The organism is Reinekea sp. G2M2-21 (assembly GCF_015687175.1).
Classification (GTDB): Bacteria; Pseudomonadota; Gammaproteobacteria; order Pseudomonadales; family Natronospirillaceae; genus Reinekea.
This window is the reverse complement of the sequence record NZ_JADPQG010000005.1, coordinates 189,565-211,956: the sequence shown is the minus strand read 5'-3', so window position 1 is coordinate 211,956 and position 22,392 is coordinate 189,565. Positions and strand designations below refer to the sequence as shown.

Below are 22,392 nucleotides of genomic sequence, written 5' to 3'. Positions count from 1 at the left end.
TCTTCATGTCTGAATCGAATTCACATGGAATGTTCAAAGTGATTCGCCTCAGGTAGTTTTTTCATTTCTATGCTTAAACCCTAAAAATCCTTGCTTATGTGTATTTGATTTATTTTCCTAATTTTTGGGTCAATCCTGATTTCATTCCCAAGGGGGGATCTCGAATGGCACTGACTTAAGTTGTTCAATGTAATTTTTATCAATGCGTAACTTGGTTACACTGAATTTTCTTAGTTCAAGTTCCAAATCTGTTCCAAAGACTATGGTGCCGTTTTCAACCAAAAGATCTTTTTGGAAGATTTTTCTTTCAAAGGGGAGATCCCCTTGCACCCCCTTCTGTCGCCCGCTTTGGTTATCTGTCATGCCTGACACTTTCTTCGAACGGTCGCTTGAGCGTGCATCCCTGCACGCGCGGCGCTTACAAAGGCATCCATGCCCTTGAATCCGTCGCGATGTGTCCGGCATGTCAGCCAAAGCGGATGCGACGGTAGGATTATTTACACCTGATCGGGCTGTGCATAATTTTCAGGTTTGTAGTAGTTATCGAGAAGGTGCCTCATGCTGTTTTCCCGCCTTTCAAACGACCACACGAAGCCCTTGACGGCGAAAATCTCCCAGTAAAACCATGTCGCTGCATAAAACAAATGCCGAATATATTAAATAATAGGCTTGAGTAAGTGCCATTAAGGACAGCCTACTTGGAATGAAAAGGTCTCCGTCTAATTCTTTCCTAAAGAACTCTGCCCATAGCGACAAACCGTATTAACCTATGACGAAAATGCCTCCAGGAAAACCAACTCGCTGAGCTTTTTGGATACCACCAATACACGATTACAAGCACTCTAAATAGGCAATTTCAGATGTACTGATATTTCCAAATTAACCCTGATAAAAAATAAATCCGTTGGAAAAAAACTTTGCCAACTGGCTCTAAATTAACCATACGGTCACAAAAAATTCCCGAATTGTGTTGCAAAAAAAATCCATCGGTCGTTATACTGCCGCCCATTCATCTTGTCGGAGTGCCCTTTTGGGCTGAGATCGCTTAGGCGAAATCCGCGGAACCTGATCCGGTTAATACTGGCGTAGGAATCAAGATTCTGCTGTTAACGGTGTCTGTCTGCTGCAGACATTTCACCGTATGATGTTCAGCATATCCCCACGATGTTTCCGCCTCGACAAGTCACTTACTGAACTTTTTGGTGATGACATGTCCGAACTCACAACAAACACGCAAACTTTTTTTGCAGATCAGGAATCTTTGCAATTCAATGATCAACCCTTTCCGGCGTCCGAGAAAGTATACCTTTCTGAGCCATGGACAGAGGTGCAGGTGCCGATGCGCCGCATCGATCAGACCAATACGCTTGTCGAAAACGCCGATGGCAGTACTTTTTACGAGCAAAATGAGCCTGTTTTTGTATACGACACTTCCGGTCCGTTCACCGATCCTGCGATTACAGTAGACATCCGTCAAGGGTTGCCAGCTTTGCGTGAACAGTGGATCGAGCAGCGTGACGACACCTGCAAACGCGCTCATTCATTGCAATGGCAAACCGTAAAGGCGGCGACGCCAACTCGAACTGGGCACACGGCAAATCGCCAGTTCCGCCGCGCTATCAGTAAGAAAACCGTGACCCAAATGCATTACGCACGCGCCGGGTTAATCACTAAAGAAATGGAATATGTAGCGATACGGGAAAACCTGAACCGCGAAGCACTGCACAGCGAATTATTGAAAACACAACATCCCGGACAACCCTGGGGTGCGAATATTCCGAACCACATCACGCCGGAATTTGTGCGCGCAGAAGTGGCTGCTGGCCGCGCGATCATACCGGCCAACATCAATCACCCGGAAGCAGAGCCGATGATCATCGGACGCAATTTCCTGGTCAAGGTGAATGCCAACATCGGAAACTCACCCGTCACATCAACCATTGAAGAAGAAGTCGAAAAGTTGGTGTGGGCTACGCGTTGGGGCGCCGATACCATCATGGATTTATCCACCGGCAACGACATTCACCAGACCCGCGAATGGATCTTGCGTAATGCACCCGTGCCAATCGGCACCGTACCCATCTATCAAGCGCTGGAAAAGGTCGATGGCATTGCCGAAAACCTGACCTGGGAAATTTTCCGGGATACGCTCATTGAACAGGCGGAGCAGGGTGTCGATTACATGACACTGCACGCGGGTGTGCTGTTGCGTTACATTCCAATGACAGCTCGCCGCCTGACCGGCATTGTATCTCGCGGCGGCGCTATTATGGCCAAGTGGTGTCTCGCACATCATCAGGAAAACTTTATTTACACGCACTTCGATGAAATTTGCCACCTTCTGGCACAGTACGATGTGTCAATTTCCCTCGGCGATGGACTGCGACCCGGTTCAGTTTACGACGCGAACGATGAAGCCCAGTTCGCGGAATTGCACACACTCGGTGAACTCACGAAACTGGCCTGGCAGCATGACGTACAAGTGATGATCGAAGGACCTGGTCATGTTCCACTGCACTTGATTAAAGCCAATATGGATGAGGAGCTACGTCATTGTTTTGAAGCGCCCTTCTACACCCTGGGTCCATTAACCACCGACATTGCGCCTGGTTATGATCATCTGACGTCCGGCATCGGTGCGGCTAATATCGGCTGGTATGGTTGCGCCATGCTGTGTTACGTCACGCCGAAAGAACACCTGGGTTTGCCAGACAAATTTGATGTCAAAGAAGGTCTAATCACCTATAAAATAGCCGCGCATGCAGCGGACCTGGCCAAGGGTCATCCGGGTGCTCAGGTGCGGGACAACGCTTTATCCAAGGCCCGCTTTGAATTTCGCTGGGAGGACCAGTTCAACCTGTCACTGGACCCAATGCGCGCGCGTGAATATCACGATCAGACGTTGCCAAAAGCAGCCGCCAAAAAGGCGCATTTCTGTTCTATGTGCGGACCAAAATTCTGTTCAATGAAATTGAGTCAGGACGTAAAACGGCAACACCCGGTTTCCGACATAAGTTTGAACAATGTCACCGGTGCCGACTTGCGAACATCGGTCGCTGATACGCAAGCGGGTTACGATGCCATGTCCGAAGCATTCAGAGCGCATGGTTCTGAACTGTATGTCGCGTCGGAGAAAGAATCATGAATATTGCCATCGTCGGGGCTGGTGTACTCGGTCGCTTACTGGCATTGACGCTGATTGAACAGAAACATCAGATCACCGTCATCGACAAACAACCATTGCACGAGCCCACCAACGCAGCCTACGTTTCTGCGGGTATGCTGTGCCCATTGGGAGAAGTCATTCACGCACCGGCGGCGGTCGTCGCCATGGGGCTGGAAAGCCTGAAGGTTTGGCCTGACATCCTTTCGCAACTGCAAGCACTCGACCCAGAAAACGAAACGGTATTTTTTGCACAACAAGGCTCGTTGGCACTGTCATTTCCTGCCGATGCCAGCAGTTTTGCACAGTTGAAACAAGATCTGGAACACAAAACGGGTGAACAGCGTCATCAAGTCGAAACGTTAAACCGACAGCAGCTTCTGGATCTGGAACCTGCGTTGAATAAATTTGGCGACGCGGTGTTATTGGGCAATGAAGGGCAGCTGTGCAATCGTAGCTTCCTGCGCAGTTCGACGCGCGTTATTGGCAAGTACGCTGCGACCGAACTTGCCAACATCCAAACGACTGCAGATTGGCAATCCCTGTGCAATCGTTACGATTGGGTGTTGGACTGCCGAGGGTCAGGCGCCATAGCGAACACAACCTCGCCGACGGACATGACGCAACTGCGCGGGCTTCGCGGCGAAGTGATTCGCGTCCGCTGCCCAGAGGTCCAACTGTCCCGTCCGGTTCGTGTGGTGCACCCGCGCGCGTCAATTTACATCGTCCCAAAACCCAGTCACGAGTTTGTGGTCGGTGCCACCGAAATTGAAAGCCACAGCGAACATCCAATAACCGTGCGCAGTACGCTGGAACTGCTCAGCACACTCTACGCAGTCAACTCCGGTTTTGCCGAAGCTGTGGTACTGGAAACCAATGTCGGTATTCGCGCGGCATTCGACGACCATCAACCGAGAGTTGAACGCCAAGACAATCTGATCAGCGCCAATGGCTTGTATCGTCACGGTTGGTTGGTCGGTCCTGCGCTCGCACAGCAAGTTATATATTTAATGCAGGAGGCGACTCATGAACGTGCTCATTAACGGCGAATCATTCAGCAGCGAAGCAGATCAACTCGATCTACTGTTGCAGCAATGGGGTGCGCAAAGTCCATTCGTGGTCGCGCTGAATAAAACCTTCATTCCCAAACATCAACACACCGACACCCGGGTAAAGTCTGGCGACATCATTGATGTCGTGGTCCCCGTCGCAGGAGGTTGAGCCATGTTAAGCCTATATGACAAACAACTGAGCTCCCGGTTATTGATTGGTACGGCACGGTACCCCTCACCCGATATCCTTCGTCAGGCCATTGTTGCGTCTGGCAGTGAAATGGTCACGGTCTCCTTGCGGCGCCAACAATCGGCACCCGATGCGGGGCAATCGTTCTGGAATATTTTGCGCGATACCGGCGTCGATATTCTACCCAACACTGCAGGGTGTGAAAGTGTCGATGAAGCCGTCACGCTCGCGCACATGAGCCGAGAACTATTTCAAACCGAATTCATTAAACTGGAAGTCATCGGCGATAACCAAACCTTACAACCGGACATGGCAAAAACACTGATCGCAGCCGAGCGGCTGTTGCGAGACGGCTTTAAAGTATTGCCCTATTGCACCGACGATCTGGTTGCCTGTCGTCAACTGATCGATGCGGGCTGTCAGGTATTAATGCCATGGGCGTCGCCCATTGGTACCGGTCGGGGCATCGCCAATCCATACGCACTAAAAACACTTCGGCAACGGTTCCCGGACATTACAATGATTATCGACGCTGGGCTGGGCAAACCTTCGCAAGCGGTGGAAGCATTTGAGTTGGGTTTTAACGCCGTACTGTTGAACACAGCTATCGCGAAAGCGCATGACCCGGTTCAGATGGCCAGTGCGTTCAGACACGCAATACTTGCCGGGTTTGAAGCGCAGCAAGCCGTTCCCATGTTGGCGCAAGACATAGCCGCGCCCAGCACAACCGTACTCGGTTTTCCGTTCCGGGAGTTACCATGACGCTGTTGATCATTGCCGGATCGGAAAGCAATGGGTTTGCCGGATGCGTAAGGGACTTAGCGGTCGCGCACAGTTTGGGAGCCGATGCTCAACTGGTGTTAACCTGTGTGACGGCGCAAACAGGCACCGGTGTTTTGGCTTGTGAATCGTTATCACCGGACTTATTGCGCGCACAACTTTCGTCTTTGCGGGTCACACCTGCGGTTATCAAAATAGGGTTGCTGACGCAGCACGCGCAGGCAGAAACGATTGCGCACTGGTTATCGACGTTGACCAATTCACCTTTTGTCATTCTGGATCCGATTCGCAACAGCAGTGGTGATGATCAACCCTTTGCACAAGAATCCTTCGTCGAAATACTGAGTCCTCTGTTCCCGTGGGTTAGCTTAATCACACCTAATTTGCTGGAACTGAGAGCGCTTACCGACGCGCCGTCGGATCAACCAGAACACGATTGCGCGACAAAGTTTTTTCAGCAATTCCCGAAATTTTCCGGCGACATATTGCTCACCGGTGGTCACGCCGACAATCTCGCACACAGCGCAACAGTCATCGATCGCTTGTATCGTCGATGCGATCAGGTAAAAACGGTTAAAGCCAGTCAAGTAGCACAATGGCAACAAACCAAACACGCGCAATCACTGCGGGGAACCGGTTGCCGCTTGTCCACAACCATTGCCTGCGCCGTCGAACAAAATTACGCGGTGCTGGATGCCATTACCCTGGCCAACGCTAGCTTACAACGTCGCCTTCAGTTGCCCGTCGACGAATCCTCAACGGAACCCTTGGGCTGGCCAAAGGATATCCGTGACTTCGCAAACGTCTCAAGCGATAAGATTATCAAGACACCCAAACATCCTTTTGCACGTATGCGTAAAACCAAGGGTATTTATCCGGTGGTAGATTCTTCCGCCTGGATCACTCGCTTGGCGATGACCGGTATTAAGACCATACAGCTGAGGTTAAAAAACTGTCCAACAAAACTATTACGCGATGAGATCGCTGAAGCCATTTATGTTGCCCGGCACTACGATCTGCAGCTGTTCATTAACGACCACTGGCAATTGGCAATTGAGCTGGGGGCTTATGGCGTCCATCTGGGGCAGGAAGATTTAACCGACGCTGACTTAACGGCGATTCAACAGGCGGGCTTGCGTTTCGGTGTCAGCACTCACGGTGACTTTGAATTGTGTTCAGCGCTCCAACTGCGACCCAGTTACATTGCTGTCGGCGCTGTGTTCCCCACTCGAACAAAAGACATGAGCGGCAAAATCCAGGGGCTGAAACGCCTGCGACGGTATTGTGAGTTGTCACCCGAGATTCCGGTGGTGGCTATAGGCGGTATCGATGAGAAAAATATTGAATCGGTACTGGCACAGGGCGTCAACATAGTTGCTGTAGTATCGGCTATTACACAAGCCGATAATCCGGAGCGACAGTGCCGAGGTTTGGAATCAACGGTCACTGACAGAGTCAAATCACGGTTGCCACTCCAACGTAACATAGGGACCTAAAACTCGTCTCAGCTCACCTTTCTCTCGTAGCAAATTGATCAGTTGGTTAAACTGCGCAACGAATGCGCGGTTGCTTTCAGAGTCGAAGCATACCATAGAAATCCCATTACCTGCGAAATAGGTAAACGCTCCCTCTGCATTTGGACGTTCAATACCGAGAAAGTCCGATGCGATTAATGTATCCGGAACAAAACCAAGAATTGCATCCACTCGCCCACTGTAGAGCATTTTTAGGCGCACACCCTCATCGACTGTCGACTCCACCTCAACATCCAATCCGTTCAAGAAAATATCAGGATCGAGACCATTCCATATAGCGACCCGCTTGCCATTAAGCTGCCTTAAATCTGAGACTACCTCTTCGTCAGGTCGGGTAAATACTTTCAAGGAGACATAATCCACCGGAGTAGAAGCGATCAACTCATCGGTACTATACTCAGGGAAACTGGTTGTTAACGCGGTGATACTCGTCGGAAATATACAACTGTCTTTTTCTTTCGAAAAATCACGAAAAGCCCGTTTCAGTGGGACCACACTCAATGACCGACTCAGGCCCATAGACTCGAGCCTCTGCCACAAATGGTTATAATGAGCGGAATTGTCTATTCTCAATCGGTACTCAAGTTCCAACCCGAGTACTGGTTCGTTGGCGACGCTATAGGATGCCCACCAAACGGTCAGTAAAAAAACAAACCAACTTGATTTCATCATTCAAAGATGCTCCACTCAAAACAATACCAACCCGTAACAGATTATGAGTATAGAGCTTTTTCAGCGCATTGCCTTTCGATTGACACGGATAGCGGTTGTCATCGCCTTTCTCCTGGGTATTGTAATCAGTGTTGTTCAGATCGTCATAGACTTCAATGAACAGCGATCCATCATCGATCAGACCAGTGACGAAATATTTAACGTGTCACGCGATAGTGCCACCCGTATTGCTTTCCAGCTTGACGAAAACTACGCGGCCGAACTGATTAACGGTTTAAAGAGCTACCAAGTTCTCAAGGCTGCCCAATTGCTAGATGATCGTAATGGTACCTTAGCGAGCTTTGAACTCAGCCAGTCAAGTGGCATATTAGCGATGGTAACGCAATGGTTAACAGGTGCGACCAACCACTATACGTTCCCACTGATCGGTCAGGATTCAACGATTGTCGGTTCCTTGGAGCTGACTATAGACAATCACATTGCTCTGCGACCTTTTTATAGCCGGGCTGTCTACGTGCTATTTGGCGGATTCCTGCGCAATATGGTACTCGCCTGTGTTCTATTGGTGGTTTTTCATTATATTGTCACCAAACCGCTTATTCGTTTGGCGACCAGTCTCAGCAAAATTGAAGCGACTGAACCCAATGAACAACGAATTAACTCAATTGAAAATCACCAACAATCTGAAATCGGATTCATTGTAAAGACCGTCAACGAATTTATTGATGCCGCTGAACATCATCAGAAAAACTTGGCGAATCTGGAAAAACAACTTCGCCTCATTATTAATACTGTTCCATTGTTGGTATTTTCGATTGATAAGAATGGCCGATTTCTATTTGCCAACAATCAAACGTCTCTGTTTTATCGAAGAGAAAGCGCGGCGATTATCGGCCAATCCTTTGAAACGATTCATCGCCCAATCAGTAATAGAGAAACCGAATACTTGATCGCAGAAATTGACTCCGTTTTTATAGCCAATAAAGATCTCTTACTCGAAGATGTCCTGCTGAGCAATCATCAAGGTAAAGCGATTCATTTTGAAATTAGTCTAATGCCGTTTTACTACTTCAAGCAAAACTCGGTCTTGGTAGTCATGAATGACGTTTCCGAACGTATTGCCTCTCAGCAGGCAATCGAAAAGCTTGCCTATCACGACAGTCTGACAGGTTTGGCCAATCGAACGCTTTTTCAGGATCGGTTAAAAATGGATATACGCCGAGCGGAACGGTCACGTCACTTTGGTGCGTTGCTATTTATCGACCTCGATAAATTCAAACTAATCAACGACACACTGGGGCACGCCATGGGTGATCAAATGCTCATTGATATTGCACTCAAACTGAAGCAGCGTATTCGAGAGCTGGACACCATTGCGCGTATGGGGGGTGATGAATTCGCGATATCACTTTCTGAACTCGCAGACACCCCTGATCAAGCGATCGAGCGAGCTATTACCATCGCCGAAACTTTTAATGAGTTACTGGCTTCAGACATTGATCTGGCCGGCCAAGGCTATCAGATAAGTGCCAGCATTGGGATCGTCTGCTATCCGCAAACGTCCAATAATGTTGCAACACTGCTTCGCTATGCTGATGCTGCGATGTACCAGGCGAAGAATGAGGGACGTCATGCTATCCGAGTGTTTGAACAGCATATGATTGACCGAGTAACCAAACAAGTTCAGGTTGAAAAGGAGATTTTAAAAGCCTTCGAAGCCGACCAATTCAGCATTGTACTGCAGCCGCTCTATGAAGTAGATGGGACCTTGCCTATTTCCGCAGAAATTCTCATTCGATGGCAACACCCATCCCGAGGAACGTTAAGTCCTAATGAATTTTTGGGTTACATTGAGTCGCTCAATGCGACGCATAAAATCAGTAGTACCGCCATTAGGCTCAGTGCTGAACTCATTCATCAACTCAACATAGACCAACTAGTACAGCGTAACTTCCGATTTGCCATCAATATATCAACGCTGGAATTCTATGAACCTGACTTTATTCAACGCATCATTACCAGCATTCAAGCCACCGGTCTACCGCTTGCACTTTACGAACTCGAAATTACAGAAGGAATCGCACTACATGACTTGCATTTAGCTAAAGAAAAATTAGATGAATTGCAGCAAATGGGGTTGAGCATCGCATTAGATGATTTTGGAACGGGGTACAGCTCACTCAGCTACTTAAAGAATCTGAATGTCAACAAATTGAAGATCGACAAGTCATTTATCACCGAAATTGAATCCGACATTCTAGATCAGAAACTGGTTGAATCGATTATCGCCATAGCACAAAACTTCGATCTTAAAGTGGTTATAGAAGGCGTCGAGAATGAACCACAGTTTGATTGGTTAAAAAGCCATGCCAATCTTATTTACCAAGGTTACTACTTCAAATAACCCTTAAACCCTGATCAGTTTATTGCGGAAATGAAGGTTCACGGGTTTACAAGGTAAAAGACTGCACCCTACAGTGCAGTCATTCCGGCCTCGGTATAGCGTTAATATCACCCAACAAACTGAACCGGTCTTCGCCCAATCGGGCGATCGGATTCAACATTTTTTCTGACAAAGTGACCCGATCGCTCAGTGCCAAGTGATCGCTGAGATACGCCGTATTTATGCTCACATAAATAACCGCTTGCGGACCATTACCCAACAAATGGATATCGTGCTTTTCACAATCAAAGGCGACCGGGCATTGTTGAATCCGAGGCAACGAAAATTCGGCGTCTTCAACCAAAGACACCGACATACCATTCAATTCCGAGTCCCCCGCCGGTAAGGTTCTGGCGGATTCGTTCACGTCAGGCATGAGCTCACCGGTGGCAATGTGCACGACACATTTACCGTTTCGCTCGATATTTTGCCAGGTATCTTTCTTCGACCCGTCGCGCTTGTGCCCAACGGAAAACATCAGTATCGCCGGATCGCTGCACACAATATTAAAATACGAAAACGGAGCAACGTTATGGTTGCCCTGTTCGTTTTCAGTCAGCACCCAGGCGATAGGGCGTGGCACAACCGTATGTGTTAGCAGGCGGTAGACCAGACTTTTGTCGAGTGCGTTGAGATTCAAAAGCATATCCAATCCTGTGTTTTTTTAATGTCGATAGCCTGACACATCTGTCTGACAAACTCTAGGGCAGCTGGTTTATCCCCAGATACACCCGATCAGGTGTATCTGGATTTTTTATGTTGGCGTGAAAATTTGCTGATTTCCTTGCCCCACTTTTCCGCCGCTTTTTTTCGTTCCGCTTTGGTTTGGCTGGCGAGTTCGGACTCACGCTGCAGTTTCTGATAGTTTGTCCAGCGCCGCACATCCAACAGGCCATCGTCAATCGCCTGATCGATCGCACAACCCCGATCGCCCTGATGGTGACAATTGGCAAACCGGCATTGGGTTTTCAGTTGCTCAATGTCAGCAAACAGTTCGGCCACGCCAGAAGCATCGTCGTTCAACCGCAGTTCTCGCATTCCCGGAGTATCCAGCACCCATCCGCCGTGCGCCATGCGATGCATGCTTCGCTCAGTGGTGGTATGCCGCCCTTTCGCGTCGTCCTCTCGAATGCCACCGGTATCCTGAACCTGTTCACCCAACAGCGAGTTGGTTAAGGTGGATTTTCCGACGCCGGAAGACCCCAGAAACGCAATGGTTTGCCCGGCCATGGTGTAGTCACGGAAACGCTCTATGACATCGGCAGACAACGCATTAACCGCCACCACAGGGACATCCCGATGAATCGCCTGTGCCTGATCAACATACACATCCGGGTCGTCACACAGATCAGCCTTAGTTAACACAATCACGGCAGGAATGTGCGCCGCCATCACCAAACTCAGATAACGTTCAATCCGAGACACGTTAAAATCCTGATTACAGGACGAAACGATAAACAACGTATCGATATTCGCGGCAATCAATTGTGTTTTCGGCTCGGTACCTGCGGCGGTGCGCTTTAACAGGCTCATTCGTTCCAGCAGACGCAACGGTTTCAACGTGTCGCGTTCCAGCCATAACCAGTCACCCGTGGTGGCTCGTTGTTCTGTGTCGTCGGTATCGAGAATGCCAGACACCAGAATGCTGTGCTCGCCAAATTCAGAAGTGACCAGAATTCGGTCCCGATACACGGCATTCACTCTTGCGGCAAAACCGCTATCCAATTCTTCAAACGACAACTGTTGTTGTAGCAATGGACGCCAGCCCAGTTCAGCTAAAGATAAATTTTGTGTGTTCAATGGTGTAACCCTGTAAACATTTTTGTTTAGGGCTATGAAAGTCATAACCCGAATCATCAAATCACTGTTTGATAAGCCGGGAAAGGGAAGGGATTTTGGACATGATCTGATTAACGCTGAGGTTAATCAAAAGGAATGTTTAAAACGCTACGCCTTTTCCGGCCGACCTACGGCATCTTGTTTAGCGATCATGGTCATAAAAACTCTCCTTACTGATAGATAATTGAAAGTAGCGGGCGCTAGTTTGCACCCGCTTCAGGTGATTTGCAACATAGAAAATAGGCCTGTTTATTGGGCCACTGAATTCACGTGCACGTCCATTTGTGGGTACGGGATAGTGATGCCCTCTTCATCGAAGCGCAGCTTCACCCGCTCCTGCATATCCCAATAGACGCTCCAATAATCGACAGAATTCACCCAAGGACGAACCAGAATATTCACCGAGCTGTCCGCCAATTCGCCCACAGCGATGACTGGTTCCGGTTCGGGAAGGATGCGCTCGTCTGTGCTGACCATTTCCTGCAGAATCGATTTGGCTTTCAGCAGGTCACTGTCATAGCCGATACCAAAGACCATATCAACGCGACGCGTACTGCGAGCTGAGAAATTGGTGATGGTTCCGCCATAGATATTGCCATTAGGGACGATGACCTCTTTGTTGTCCGGCGTGCGCATAGCCGTAGAGAAGACCGAAATTTTTTCCACGATACCCGTCACACCACCAGCATCGATAAAATCGCCGGCTTTAAACGGCCGAAATACGATAAGCATAACCCCAGAGGCAAAGTTCTGTAGCGAATCCTTCAGAGCCAGACCAACGGCGATACCCGCCGCACCAATTAACGCTACCAGCGATGTGGTGTCCACACCTAACTGATCGACCGCCGCAATGATCACGAACAAGACCAGCGCTGCGTTAACGATACCAGTGAGGAAATCCACCAGAATGGTATCGACCTTAGCGCGCAACAGTACAGATTTAAACAATCGGGCGATCAGGTGCGCAACCCAACGACCAATAACGAATATGGCCAAAGCCAGAATGAGCGAAAGAGTGTTGGTTTGTAACCATTCGACGGCCACATCGACGAAGCCTAAGAGCATATTTTCCATGTATTGTCCTTTTGATATTTTCTCAAAACCGGTCCAGTTTGGATTAAGTTCACTTTTTCGACAAGCCTTAATCTTCGTGCTGTGACGAGTTATAAGCGCGCAAATACTCATGCCGCCCACAGTATTCACGCAAGAGCAGGCAAACGTGACGTTGTTATCTATACTGTCAATGATGACAAGCATGAAAGGCACCCGATGGCTCTGGACACAGAATCCCTTATCCGGCTATTAGTTGTGGAAGATGACCCGGTGGTACTGCAATCGATCACGGCCACGTTGGCCGGTCAATACCGTATTTCCATCGCCAAGGACTTCAAGAAAGCCCTGCAACTGGTGCGTCAGTATCGATTCGCGTTGATTCTGATGGACATTAACCTACCGGATGGCAATGGCTTCGACCTTTGTCGACAGGTGAAATCCATCAGTGAATTCACCGAATCTATTGCCATTGTGTTCATTACCAGTGACGAGTCCAGCGAGACCGAAGTGAAAGGGCTGGAGTATGGTGCGGTTGATTTCATGCACAAACCCTTGCACCCTGAACTGCTAAAAACCCGTCTGGCCATGCACGTGCGCTTTCAACGTAGAACCGCCTTGCTAGACCAACTGGTTTACCTGGACAGCCTCACCGAAATCGGAAACCGCCGTGCCTTCAATAAACGCTTGGAGCAAGAATGGCACCGTGCCATGCGCGCTAAAACGAATCTTGCGCTGGTGCTCTTGGATATCGACCACTTCAAGGTCTACAACGACACCTACGGTCATCCCGCTGGTGATGAATGCCTACGTGCATTGGCGAAGAGTCTGGTTACCACGTTTCAGCGCAGCTCAGATGCCTGTTTCCGCTATGGTGGCGAAGAGTTTTCCGTGCTGCTTTACGACTGCAATACTGAGCAAGCCCGGCTATTGATGGACAAAGCTTTGGCCGATTTTCGGGCGTTGGCCATAAAACACGAAAATTCCCCAACAGCCCCCATAGCCACGTTCAGCGCAGGTGTTTCCAGCATTATTCCGGTAACAGAAAACATGGATGAGTTTGTCGCCTTTACTGACCTGCAACTCTATGCCGCCAAAGAAGCCGGGCGTAATCAGATATACGCTCAAGACGCTCACTTCGAAGCCAAAGCGAACTGACCGGCCATGGAACAGCCCAATGACACACTGAACATCCCCTACCCGCTGCGCCAGATCACCTTAGTGGACGGGCGCGGTCAGCAGCTGCGCAATGTACAACACTACTTGAAAGTGCTTGAATTATTCTATCAGCAGTATGACCAAGCCCCGCTGACGTTACAAAACCCACCAGCCCAGAACGATCATGAATCAATGAGCCGGTTTATTCACACCTTGAAAGGCGCCAGCGCCAGTGTTGGAATGATGACAATCAAGCAACTGTGTCTCGACTACGAAGAACAGTTGAAGCGTGACGTCACCGCCACTGATGACCACCGGCAGCGATTATCGCAGGCCCTGACCGAAGCCCTGCAAGAGTGTCGAGATTTGACGCATGCCAATCAACCGTCGCCCACACCGACACATCGAAACCTGGAAACCTTACTGGCCGAAATCCGAGCACATCTGGAACGAGACAGTCTGGTGCCTCATAACTTGTTGACCGAGCTGGAACAACAAGCCAATTCCGAACCACTCAAATCTCTCGTACAACTGTTATCAAGCTTTGATGATCAAGCGGCGAGAGAGCTCATAAACGAACTTATGAAGAAATGAGATGGGCGTGAATTGCTGACTACTCAGCTGAAATAAAATCATATCCGCTTCGTAATAAACTTTAACTTTTTAGCTCGATTATTAAAGGTTACTACGGTAAGTCTGATAGGTAATCACTTAGGTGTGTTCATCGGTATTTGCGTCGTTCCGTGACTTGGTTTTACTGAGAACTTTTTACGTCAAGAACCAAACCGGTCCGACGATTCTGACTCGGCCCTTAACAATCCCAGCCGCCACATTCTCAGTACCAAGGATTGGCGTAAATAACGGTTCCGTCGCATCTGCTTTGGCTGAATTAATTGACACATCGCAACGGATTCAAGGGTATGGATGCCCTTGTAAGCGCCGCGTGTGCAGGGACGCACACTCAAGCGACCGTTCGAATGAAGTGTCGATTAAAGAAGTACACCAAAGCGGGCGACAAAAGGGGGGTTCAAGGGGATCTCCCCTTGAGAGAAAAACCTTCGGGACAGGCCGCTAAAAACAAGCCCAAACCCTCGGACCGGTTTGGCCCTTGATGGCTAAAATCGAAAAACAATCCCAACCAAAAAAAGGAGAGCAACGCTCTCCTTCTCTTGAAACCACCACAGACAATCCCGTCTATTTACTGACCTGCAGCATATACTTCGCTACCGCCATTCGCGTTTCTTCTGTCAGATAATTCTGCGGTGGCATCTCTGGAAACTCTTCACGTTTTTTTACTGGGCTGTTGATGTATTCCGCGATGCCTTGCGGGTCATCAAAATACAACGCTTGGATGGATTTCACCGAAGGACCAATCATGCGCACACTGTAGGTATGGCAACCGGTGCACACACCATAATAGGTACGCATGCCCAGTTCTTGCTCGAAGTCTTCAGCGGAGACGTCCTGAATGATTTCAGTCGGTGCCATTTCCGGTAATGTCATGGTGAAGATGCCATCGGTAGCGTACTGCTGGCGATCACACAAGCCATAGTCCGCGCCCAACACAAATAAGGTTCGATAACGATTTTGGTCGGCGATGCATTTGCCCGTGCCTTTACCGGTATCCATGATATCCGGTCCCTTTTCCTGGAACGCTACGGAAATCAGGTCCTTCAAAATGCCATGCGGGTTGTTGCCGTTGTTTTCCATTATGTTATCCAGAATCACGACGCGGTCCGGGTTTGGTTCGGAGCCTGGGTCTTTGGACACATCGGTGATCAACGATAAATCGGTAATGCCGATACCGACGCTGTCGTTTCCGGATATGATGTTGTTTTCAATGATCACGTCGTCGGCGGCCAACACCAGAATCCCGGTACCCTGAGGCACATTGGCCACGATAGAACCTTTGGCGGCAAAATTGACATGGTTGTTATTGACAACAAAGTTGTCGCGGATAATAACGTCATAGGTCGTTTTAATCGGCAATCCTGGCGTGATAAACGCAAGAATACCGCCGGCGTTGTCGTAGACGTAGTTGTTTTCCACCAGCGCGTGGCGGGTGTTTTCTATTTCGATACCAGCCACGTTGCCAAAGACTTCATTATGACGCACATCGACGTTGTCACACATGCCGACATAAATAGCGGCGTCTTCAATGCCGGTCAGAATATTGTGTTCGATCAAACCATTGGTTCCGAACTGCGGAAAAATGCCGTAAACACCGGTATCGATAATCAGGTTGTTGCGGATCACAAAATTATTGCCCGCCTGCCCCATGATGCCGTTGCCTTTGTAGTTGGTAATTTTGAAGCTATCGATGGTGATATCGCTGCCGGAGTACAGAATGGCATCGTTCAACTCTTTCTTACCATCCAGGGTTGGCCAACGACCTTCCTGAACTACGCCGAGCAGTACGATATCGTCTTTGTCGATATACACCGTTTCAGAATAGGTACCGGGATACACCATCACAGTATCGCCGGGTTGCGCTTGCAATACAGCTTGTTGAATGCTGTCACCATCACGCACTTCCACAATGGTGCCCTGTGCCAACGTCGGAACCGCCAGAGATCCAGCCCCGCCGACGTTCCGCGCCAGATTGTCACCGGCGGTTTGCACGACCATGGCCGGCTTTGGCGGAAACAGATACAGGTAGCCTTGCGTGATGCCAATACCGATGGCAATAAACACCAGCGGATAGACAAACCACCTCAGTAATCGTTTCATGTTGTTTCCTCTCTCATTGTTATTGTGGGTAGCTAACGGTAATCAATGGTCAGCGCTGATTCAGCCGCCGGGTAAATTCGTCGGCGCTGATGGGCGTCAGGCCTGACGGTAATTGCTCAGGTATGCGTGGGGTAAACAGGGTATCAGTCAGTGTCCCCATGAAATCGACAAGGCGATCGATTTCAGTATCGGTCAGTTGCGGCTCCCATATATGCCAGTGCAGGTAGATCGGTTCGCCTTCGGCCAGTGCATGACCGCGACCCAGTGTATAAAATTCAGAGGCATCCCAGAGTGAGTCGTATTTGCCGGAATGCATGTAAGGGGCCGTCAAATTAATGTTACGCAAACTGGGCACCTTGAATCCTCCGCGTTGAGTCGCGTCACCCGTCGGTCCCTGAGCGCCAATATCCCGGGCCATGCCTACTGGCTCTGGCGTTCCGATTACGGCAATCTGCTGGTTGGTAAACAACGGTGGCGTATGGCATTCCGCACAGCGGGCGACAAAGGAACGGAATACGTTCATGCCTTCAATTTCATTCGGGGTTAAGGCACTGGCGTAACCGTGCGCGTATTGATCGTAGCGACTGTTCAGGGAAATCAGACTGGTCTGAAAAGCCGCCAAAGCGCGATAAACCTTGTCGAGGGTAATGTCATCTTCTCGCTCTGGATAGGCCAAACGAAACAGGCGTTGGTAGGCTGGTATGCCGTTCAGCGTGCGCAACAAATTGTCGGGCGTATTGGCCATTTCATTCAGGGCGTACAGTGGTCCGGTCATCTGTTCTTCCAGCGAACTTGCTCGACCATCCCAAAAGAATTTTTCCAGAAAAGCCACGTTCCAAAGGCTGGGCGCAGAGCGAGTACCCACTTCACCGGTTGCACCAACCGCCAGTCCTCGGCCGTCGGCAAAACCCTTATCCGGATCATGGCAGGTGGCGCAGCTCTGTTGGCCATTAACCGACAACACAGGATCAAAAAACAGATAGCGACCGAGGTCGATTTCTTGTGGTGAAAATCCATCACGATAGCTGGGTAAGCCGGTTTTCAGACCGCCCACCCCCTGAGATTGAATCGAAGGGTACTGCTGGTACAGCGAGCGCAATTCGCAGGCATTTCCAGCCACCCACTGAAAACCCGGTGGGCAGGTATCTGACAGTGTCAACGAGTCGGCGTCATCCGCCAGCACAGATTGCGTTGCCAGCAACGCCAAACTGGAAGCAAAGGTGAAAAAGGCTGAGGCGATACGGATCATTGTGGTGTCCCAGTCAAGGTCTGAATGTAAGTCACCACGTTGGTCAGTGAAGCGTCGTCGGTAATCACGTCGCTCATAAATTGCATCTGCCGACCACGCTTGTCAGCGGGGGCATAGCCACGCTGTTTGCGTTGGAATTTCTTGAACTGATCAAACAGATACTGGTCGCCAAGACCGGCCAACCGTGGTGCAGACAGTGCGCTATTGCCTTCACCCTGGGCACCGTGGCAGTCGCTGCAATTGCTGTTATATACGCCTCGCCCGGCAGCAATGTCTCCGTTGAGAGTCGCGATGGGCTTCACCCGCGGCAATGATGCCAGATACTCGGCAATCTGCTGTTTGCTGTCGTCGTTCAACAAGGCCGCTATGGCCACCATCTGGTTGCCACGGGTGTCATCTGGTGCGGTGCCACGCAAACCCGATTGAAAGTTGGTTAATTGGCGCACCAGGTAATCGGCTGATTGTCCGGCCAATGCTGGCCCGCCCAACGACGAATTGCCTTCGCCCTGTGCTCCATGGCAAGCGATACAAGTGCCATAGTCGGCGGGGGCATCGGTTGATGCGGCGGCGGATAACAGGGTACTCAGCCCGGCGATCAGCACCAGGCGATAGAATCTCTCTTTCATAGCGAAGCCTTATACATCCGAATGGCCGTTCGGCCGGTGCCAAACAAACAAACGAATGATTACTATTATTATCGAGCCAATTTAGCGCTGGCATCGGATGAATACACCCATCGGTAACCCGCAATTCTTAAAATCACTGTGCAATTCTTTAAAAACTGCTCTGGAATGGGGGTTTTAAGAGCCATCAACAAGACCATTTGCGAACGTTACAAGACGGTTTTCTGCTCGAAAGGGTGCTCAATCGCAGTTACGGTGAGAATATCAACAACTCACAAAATGCGTTCAATCACTGTACGCTTTTTGGGGAGGTGATGCCCAGTTAGGCTCCGCAATTCATCGTGATGAAAATGCGCCACCTTTAACAACGCGGTATCACGTCTCAGAATCGGCCTTTCTCAATTGACATGCCAAGGACCATTGGTTAATTTGCGATCACTTTAGCTGTTATCCAGAAGTACGGCATGTCGACGAATTTAGCCTCAGTCACGCACCCCATCTCTATCTTTCTGGAAGATCAAGCTACGACTGGTACAGATTTCGTCGACAATTACTACGATCTCAGCATTATCCTGGACCCTTCAACGCAATATCTTCCGTTTGAACCCTTTATCACGATTATTCGCTTTGCATTTGCACGGCTATCCGAACAGCGTATCAGCGATATTCTGGCCCTGCCAAACACCTTTGCCGTTTTGCGTCCCATTATCGTGCGGTATTTGACTGAACAGGAACCGGGCAGCCGAGAACCGCTGAACCCCGATGAAATGGCCTACGAGCAAGTCGAAATCCTGAAAGCGATGACTTACGTGCTACGTGAAAGCTTTGCCCAGCATCCCGGCCAGATCGCCATCATCAACGCACAAAACATCTCTGCCTCAGCCTTCGAATGGCTGCAGCAGGAAGATTACCGAATGCCCGGCAATCTGCAGTTGGATTTTTACCTGACCACTTCAGAGTTTCAGAACTTAAAAATTGCTCAGGGATTTGTCACGCAAATAAAACGCCGTCACCTCAGCGCCCCGTTAAGGGCAGGTACCAATAGCCCCAGCCAACAACGCCTCACCCTGGCAGCAGACGCGAACCAATACTGGTCAATGTTGCGTCGCGCTATTTCGCTGTTTAGCCCCAACGAGATGTTGTTACTGGCCAACCTGTTGGAACAGGCCTCGGTTTTGGATACCAACCAGTTAGCTGAACTCAAAATGGCCCGCATGTACGCTTGGGTTCTACTGCGCGACGCCGAACGCTGTCATATTCACATCCAGGAATTGCAGCGGCTGTCGCTTCAAGACTTACCGGTACCGGCCATTTCACGAACCCTCAAGGCGATATGTGTCGCACACCTTTGCTTGCAGGAATATTCTCTGGCGGAAAAAGCGCTGCAACGCTACCGGCATTTTTCGATTCAGGAAGGTCGTGACAAAGACAGCCTGTTGGCGGAATTTTATGAATTTTTGGCGCAATGCTTTAACGGCAACATGCGCAGCCAAAAAACAGATATTGAACGGCTGGAAAGTGAGCTACAAGAGCAAGGTTGGTTCAATCTGGCCGCCTTTGTGAAATGCTCGCTGTGGTTCAATGAGCGACTGCTGGAAGACAACGCCGACGCCGTTATCCGGCAATGCCTGAGCGCCGTCGATGATTACAAAGCAAATGCCAATGTCATCGGCCAATCCACGGCGCACCATCACGTCAGCATCGTGCTGGGTGCCACGGGCCATCCACAGGATGCGATCCGACACATCAACCGTGCTCTGAAACTAACTCAGCTGTGTGGCCTGTCGCAGCGCATCCACAACACCCTGAATGGCTTGGCCTTTCTATTAAACGGCCTTGGGCAAACAGAGCCGGCCAAGCAAGCATTGGAAACCGCTTACCCCTTAGCACTGGCCGATGGTAATTTCGACCAGATCTGTACCACCCTGTATAATCTGGCATTGATCGCCTTTTACGCCGATTATCAACAAACCACGATTCAACTGCTGGATGATATTTTTTCGGTCATGGAGTATCGCAACATGACCTCAACCCGATTCCGCACCAAAGGTGAGTTGCTGGCACTGCAGGCGATTGCTGCTTACATCAATGGTGACCGACGGCTGCCTGCCGCTATCCGGCCGCAAATTCACGATGAACCACCGCGCTCGAATGAAGGTGAGGCCTTTATCCGCTGCCTTGGGCTGATCACACAATCGTTCAATGCCGATGAAGCCGAGCACTTTTTCATGGAGTTGACCGAAGATTTTGCGCAACTTCGGCAAAATCTACACCTTGAATTGTTGGCATTGCGGCTGTTAGTGATCTATTTGACCGACTTGGGTGAATCGCAACGGGCATTGAACTGGGCACAGCTGGCGATACGTCAAACCCGACAGTATCACCTGGAATCCCGTGAGTGCTGGTTCCGATCCACGGCAACTCGATCCACCCGAATGGATACGACTGTCGAACCCCGACAGGCCATCAGCATGGCGCAACGGCAAATGGGTATCGATGCGTTGAAACTGGAAAATGGTTTGTTAAACACCCTGGCAGCCTTTAACGATTCGGCGTTGCGTTGTGCTAATGTCGACGAACTGATCGACAGCTTCCTGGCCAATATGCAGCGGCTGATCAACGTTAACCGAGCCAGCCTCAGCGTGCAGTTTGTGAATAGTCATTCCTTGTGCCGTGATGTCGAAAACCCGTGGCAGGATGATCAGGTTTCTGACATCAAACACCTGAATTTTGACTTTCAGTTCATTGGCGGTCAGGGTCAGTTGGATGTGTCGTTTCTGGGCGACATCATCAACCGCTCTGTGGACGCTAAAAACATCATCCGTAAAATCTGTCAGCAGTTGTCCAACGCTATTGAGTTCGTCCTTGACCGTCTCGACTCTTATCGTCTGGCCTACCACGACCCGTTAACCCAAGTGTATAACCGGACCGCCTTTGACGAAGACATGAAACGGCTGTTACAGCAATTGCCGTCGCAAAAAGTCTGTCTAGCGTTTATCGATCTGGATAATTTCAAAAAACTGAACGATACCTTCGGCCATTCCACCGGCGATCAATTCCTGCAACAGTTCGTCCAGTCACTGAGCAAGAAAGTCCGTGCTCACGATCGTATATACCGTATCGGCGGCGATGAGTTTCTGGTCTGTTTTCAAGACGTCAGCCGTCAGCAAGCAGAGGAGGCACTGCAACGGTTCATCGATCAGTTCTTTGCAATCTCAGAATTGGCCCGCTTCGGTAACACGCAATATCTTAACCTAGGCTGCTCTATCGGCATTATCGAGTATCAGACAGCGTCAACCGACCTGTTCAATATCGACACATTGCTGGCACGAGCTGACGACCTGATGTACCAGGCCAAACGTTCCGCACACGAGCAGATCGTCAGCGACGTTTTCGAACGAATAGATTAACCCGGCTTACGTGCGTCAATGTAGGAAGCAATGGCGTGACTGGAAAATAACTTACCGCCATGTTCGTCCAGGTAGCCGTCCGCTTTTTTATGCGAACGTAAGAACTGATAGACGGAAACCACCAACGTCATCTTGTCAATTTCCGGCAGTGCCAGACTTCTCGCATGCAACCCCTGCAGAGTGATGTCGTGTGCCAATATTAACGCCGCCTGGTCGACCACTTCGGCTTGCCGGTACTGGTAACCGCAGCCGGTTGCCAACCATTCCAGACTGACATTGGCCTTACGGGCAATTTGATCAGCCCGCATCAAGCTCGGTTCACTGCCTTTTAGATATTTTCGAATCAGACTTTCACTCAAACCCACTTTACGGGCAAAAGCAGACACCGTTGTGTCCTGTAACAGCTGTTGCAATCTGTCGGCGAAGGTCGCACTGGAGTCCGACTTTTCTTGCTCGGTCAGGTAGGGGCTTTCAATCATGGGCAGGCATACTATGGTT

18 protein-coding genes and 1 riboswitch are annotated in these 22,392 nt (G+C 49.8%); of the genes, 9 read left to right on the top strand and 9 right to left on the bottom strand.

Annotated elements, in window-relative coordinates:
* Positions 1 to 141 precede the first annotated feature (141 nt).
* Entirely contained in the window at positions 142 to 363 is a 222-nt protein-coding gene (locus tag IYN85_RS18145; protein WP_196160348.1) for a hypothetical protein, read from the bottom strand.
* 645 nt (positions 364 to 1,008) lie between these two features.
* Positions 1,009 to 1,109: riboswitch (TPP riboswitch) on the top strand.
* 101 nt (positions 1,110 to 1,210) lie between these two features.
* Here IYN85_RS18145 and thiC point away from each other — a divergent pair.
* From thiC to thiE, 5 genes are read left to right on the top strand one after another with little or no spacing between them, the layout of a single operon-like run.
* Positions 1,211 to 3,145 (top strand): phosphomethylpyrimidine synthase ThiC, encoded by a 1,935-nt coding sequence (thiC, locus tag IYN85_RS18140; protein WP_196160347.1) that lies wholly within the window; start codon positions 1,211 to 1,213, stop codon positions 3,143 to 3,145.
* Positions 3,142 to 4,206 (top strand): FAD-dependent oxidoreductase, encoded by a 1,065-nt coding sequence (locus tag IYN85_RS18135; protein WP_196160346.1) that lies wholly within the window; start codon positions 3,142 to 3,144, stop codon positions 4,204 to 4,206. Before thiC ends, IYN85_RS18135 begins: the two co-directional genes overlap by 4 nt.
* Positions 4,190 to 4,384, top strand: coding sequence for a sulfur carrier protein ThiS (thiS, locus tag IYN85_RS18130; RefSeq protein ID WP_196160345.1), 195 nt, complete (start codon positions 4,190 to 4,192; stop codon positions 4,382 to 4,384). Before IYN85_RS18135 ends, thiS begins: the two co-directional genes overlap by 17 nt.
* A 3-nt stretch (positions 4,385 to 4,387) precedes the next feature.
* Positions 4,388 to 5,167 carry a thiazole synthase gene (locus tag IYN85_RS18125; RefSeq protein ID WP_196160344.1) on the top strand — a complete coding sequence of 260 codons (780 nt, stop codon included), beginning with the start codon at positions 4,388 to 4,390 and terminating at the stop codon, positions 5,165 to 5,167.
* The gene (gene thiE / locus IYN85_RS18120; RefSeq protein ID WP_196160343.1) at positions 5,164 to 6,681 is read left to right on the top strand and encodes a thiamine phosphate synthase; all 1,518 of its coding nucleotides are present in this window, start codon (positions 5,164 to 5,166) and stop codon (positions 6,679 to 6,681) included. The genes IYN85_RS18125 and thiE overlap by 4 nt, the downstream gene beginning before the upstream one ends.
* On the opposite strand, the gene IYN85_RS18115 is transcribed toward thiE, so the two are convergent.
* Positions 6,646 to 7,392: a hypothetical protein gene (locus tag IYN85_RS18115; protein WP_196160342.1), complete on the bottom strand. Its 747-nt coding sequence runs from the start codon at positions 7,390 to 7,392 to the stop codon at positions 6,646 to 6,648. The genes thiE and IYN85_RS18115 overlap by 36 nt on opposite strands.
* Positions 7,393 to 7,435: 43 nt before the next feature.
* On the opposite strand from IYN85_RS18115, the gene IYN85_RS18110 reads away from it, so the two are divergent.
* Positions 7,436 to 9,796, top strand: coding sequence for a bifunctional diguanylate cyclase/phosphodiesterase (locus IYN85_RS18110; RefSeq protein WP_196160341.1), 2,361 nt, complete (start codon positions 7,436 to 7,438; stop codon positions 9,794 to 9,796).
* Between the two features lie 79 nt (positions 9,797 to 9,875).
* Here the strand turns inward: IYN85_RS18110 and IYN85_RS18105 are convergent, their stop codons facing one another.
* The 3 genes from IYN85_RS18105 to IYN85_RS18095 form a co-directional block, all read right to left on the bottom strand.
* A complete protein-coding gene (locus IYN85_RS18105) occupies positions 9,876 to 10,481 on the bottom strand; it encodes a flavin reductase family protein (RefSeq protein WP_196160340.1) in 606 nt (201 codons plus the stop codon).
* Positions 10,482 to 10,570: 89 nt separating this feature from the next.
* Positions 10,571 to 11,635, bottom strand: coding sequence for a ribosome small subunit-dependent GTPase A (gene rsgA, locus IYN85_RS18100; protein ID WP_230390835.1), 1,065 nt, complete (start codon positions 11,633 to 11,635; stop codon positions 10,571 to 10,573).
* A gap of 288 nt (positions 11,636 to 11,923) precedes the next feature.
* Positions 11,924 to 12,748 (bottom strand): mechanosensitive ion channel family protein, encoded by an 825-nt coding sequence (locus IYN85_RS18095; protein WP_196160338.1) that lies wholly within the window; start codon positions 12,746 to 12,748, stop codon positions 11,924 to 11,926.
* A gap of 195 nt (positions 12,749 to 12,943) precedes the next feature.
* On the opposite strand from IYN85_RS18095, the gene IYN85_RS18090 reads away from it, so the two are divergent.
* Positions 12,944 to 13,882 (top strand): diguanylate cyclase domain-containing protein, encoded by a 939-nt coding sequence (locus tag IYN85_RS18090; protein ID WP_196160337.1) that lies wholly within the window; start codon positions 12,944 to 12,946, stop codon positions 13,880 to 13,882.
* Between the two features lie 6 nt (positions 13,883 to 13,888).
* Positions 13,889 to 14,476 carry an Hpt domain-containing protein gene (locus IYN85_RS18085; RefSeq protein WP_196160336.1) on the top strand — a complete coding sequence of 196 codons (588 nt, stop codon included), beginning with the start codon at positions 13,889 to 13,891 and terminating at the stop codon, positions 14,474 to 14,476.
* Positions 14,477 to 15,076: 600 nt separating this feature from the next.
* On the opposite strand, the gene IYN85_RS18080 is transcribed toward IYN85_RS18085, so the two are convergent.
* The 3 genes from IYN85_RS18080 to IYN85_RS18070 are packed head-to-tail and all read right to left on the bottom strand — an operon-like array spanning position 15,077 to position 18,487.
* Positions 15,077 to 16,612, bottom strand: a complete 1,536-nt coding sequence (locus IYN85_RS18080) for a parallel beta-helix domain-containing protein (RefSeq protein WP_196160335.1) — start codon at positions 16,610 to 16,612, stop codon at positions 15,077 to 15,079.
* Between the two features lie 49 nt (positions 16,613 to 16,661).
* Positions 16,662 to 17,861, bottom strand: a complete 1,200-nt coding sequence (locus IYN85_RS18075) for a cytochrome-c peroxidase (protein WP_196160334.1) — start codon at positions 17,859 to 17,861, stop codon at positions 16,662 to 16,664.
* A complete protein-coding gene (locus IYN85_RS18070; RefSeq protein WP_196160333.1) occupies positions 17,858 to 18,487 on the bottom strand; it encodes a c-type cytochrome in 630 nt (209 codons plus the stop codon). Before IYN85_RS18070 ends, IYN85_RS18075 begins: the two co-directional genes overlap by 4 nt.
* Before the next feature lie 461 nt (positions 18,488 to 18,948).
* On the opposite strand from IYN85_RS18070, the gene IYN85_RS18065 reads away from it, so the two are divergent.
* Complete coding sequence (locus tag IYN85_RS18065; protein ID WP_196160332.1) at positions 18,949 to 21,894, top strand: GGDEF domain-containing protein; 2,946 nt, start codon at positions 18,949 to 18,951, stop codon at positions 21,892 to 21,894.
* On the opposite strand, the gene IYN85_RS18060 is transcribed toward IYN85_RS18065, so the two are convergent.
* Positions 21,891 to 22,373, bottom strand: coding sequence for a helix-turn-helix transcriptional regulator (locus tag IYN85_RS18060; RefSeq protein ID WP_196160331.1), 483 nt, complete (start codon positions 22,371 to 22,373; stop codon positions 21,891 to 21,893). The genes IYN85_RS18065 and IYN85_RS18060 overlap by 4 nt on opposite strands.
* Positions 22,374 to 22,392 lie beyond the last annotated feature (19 nt).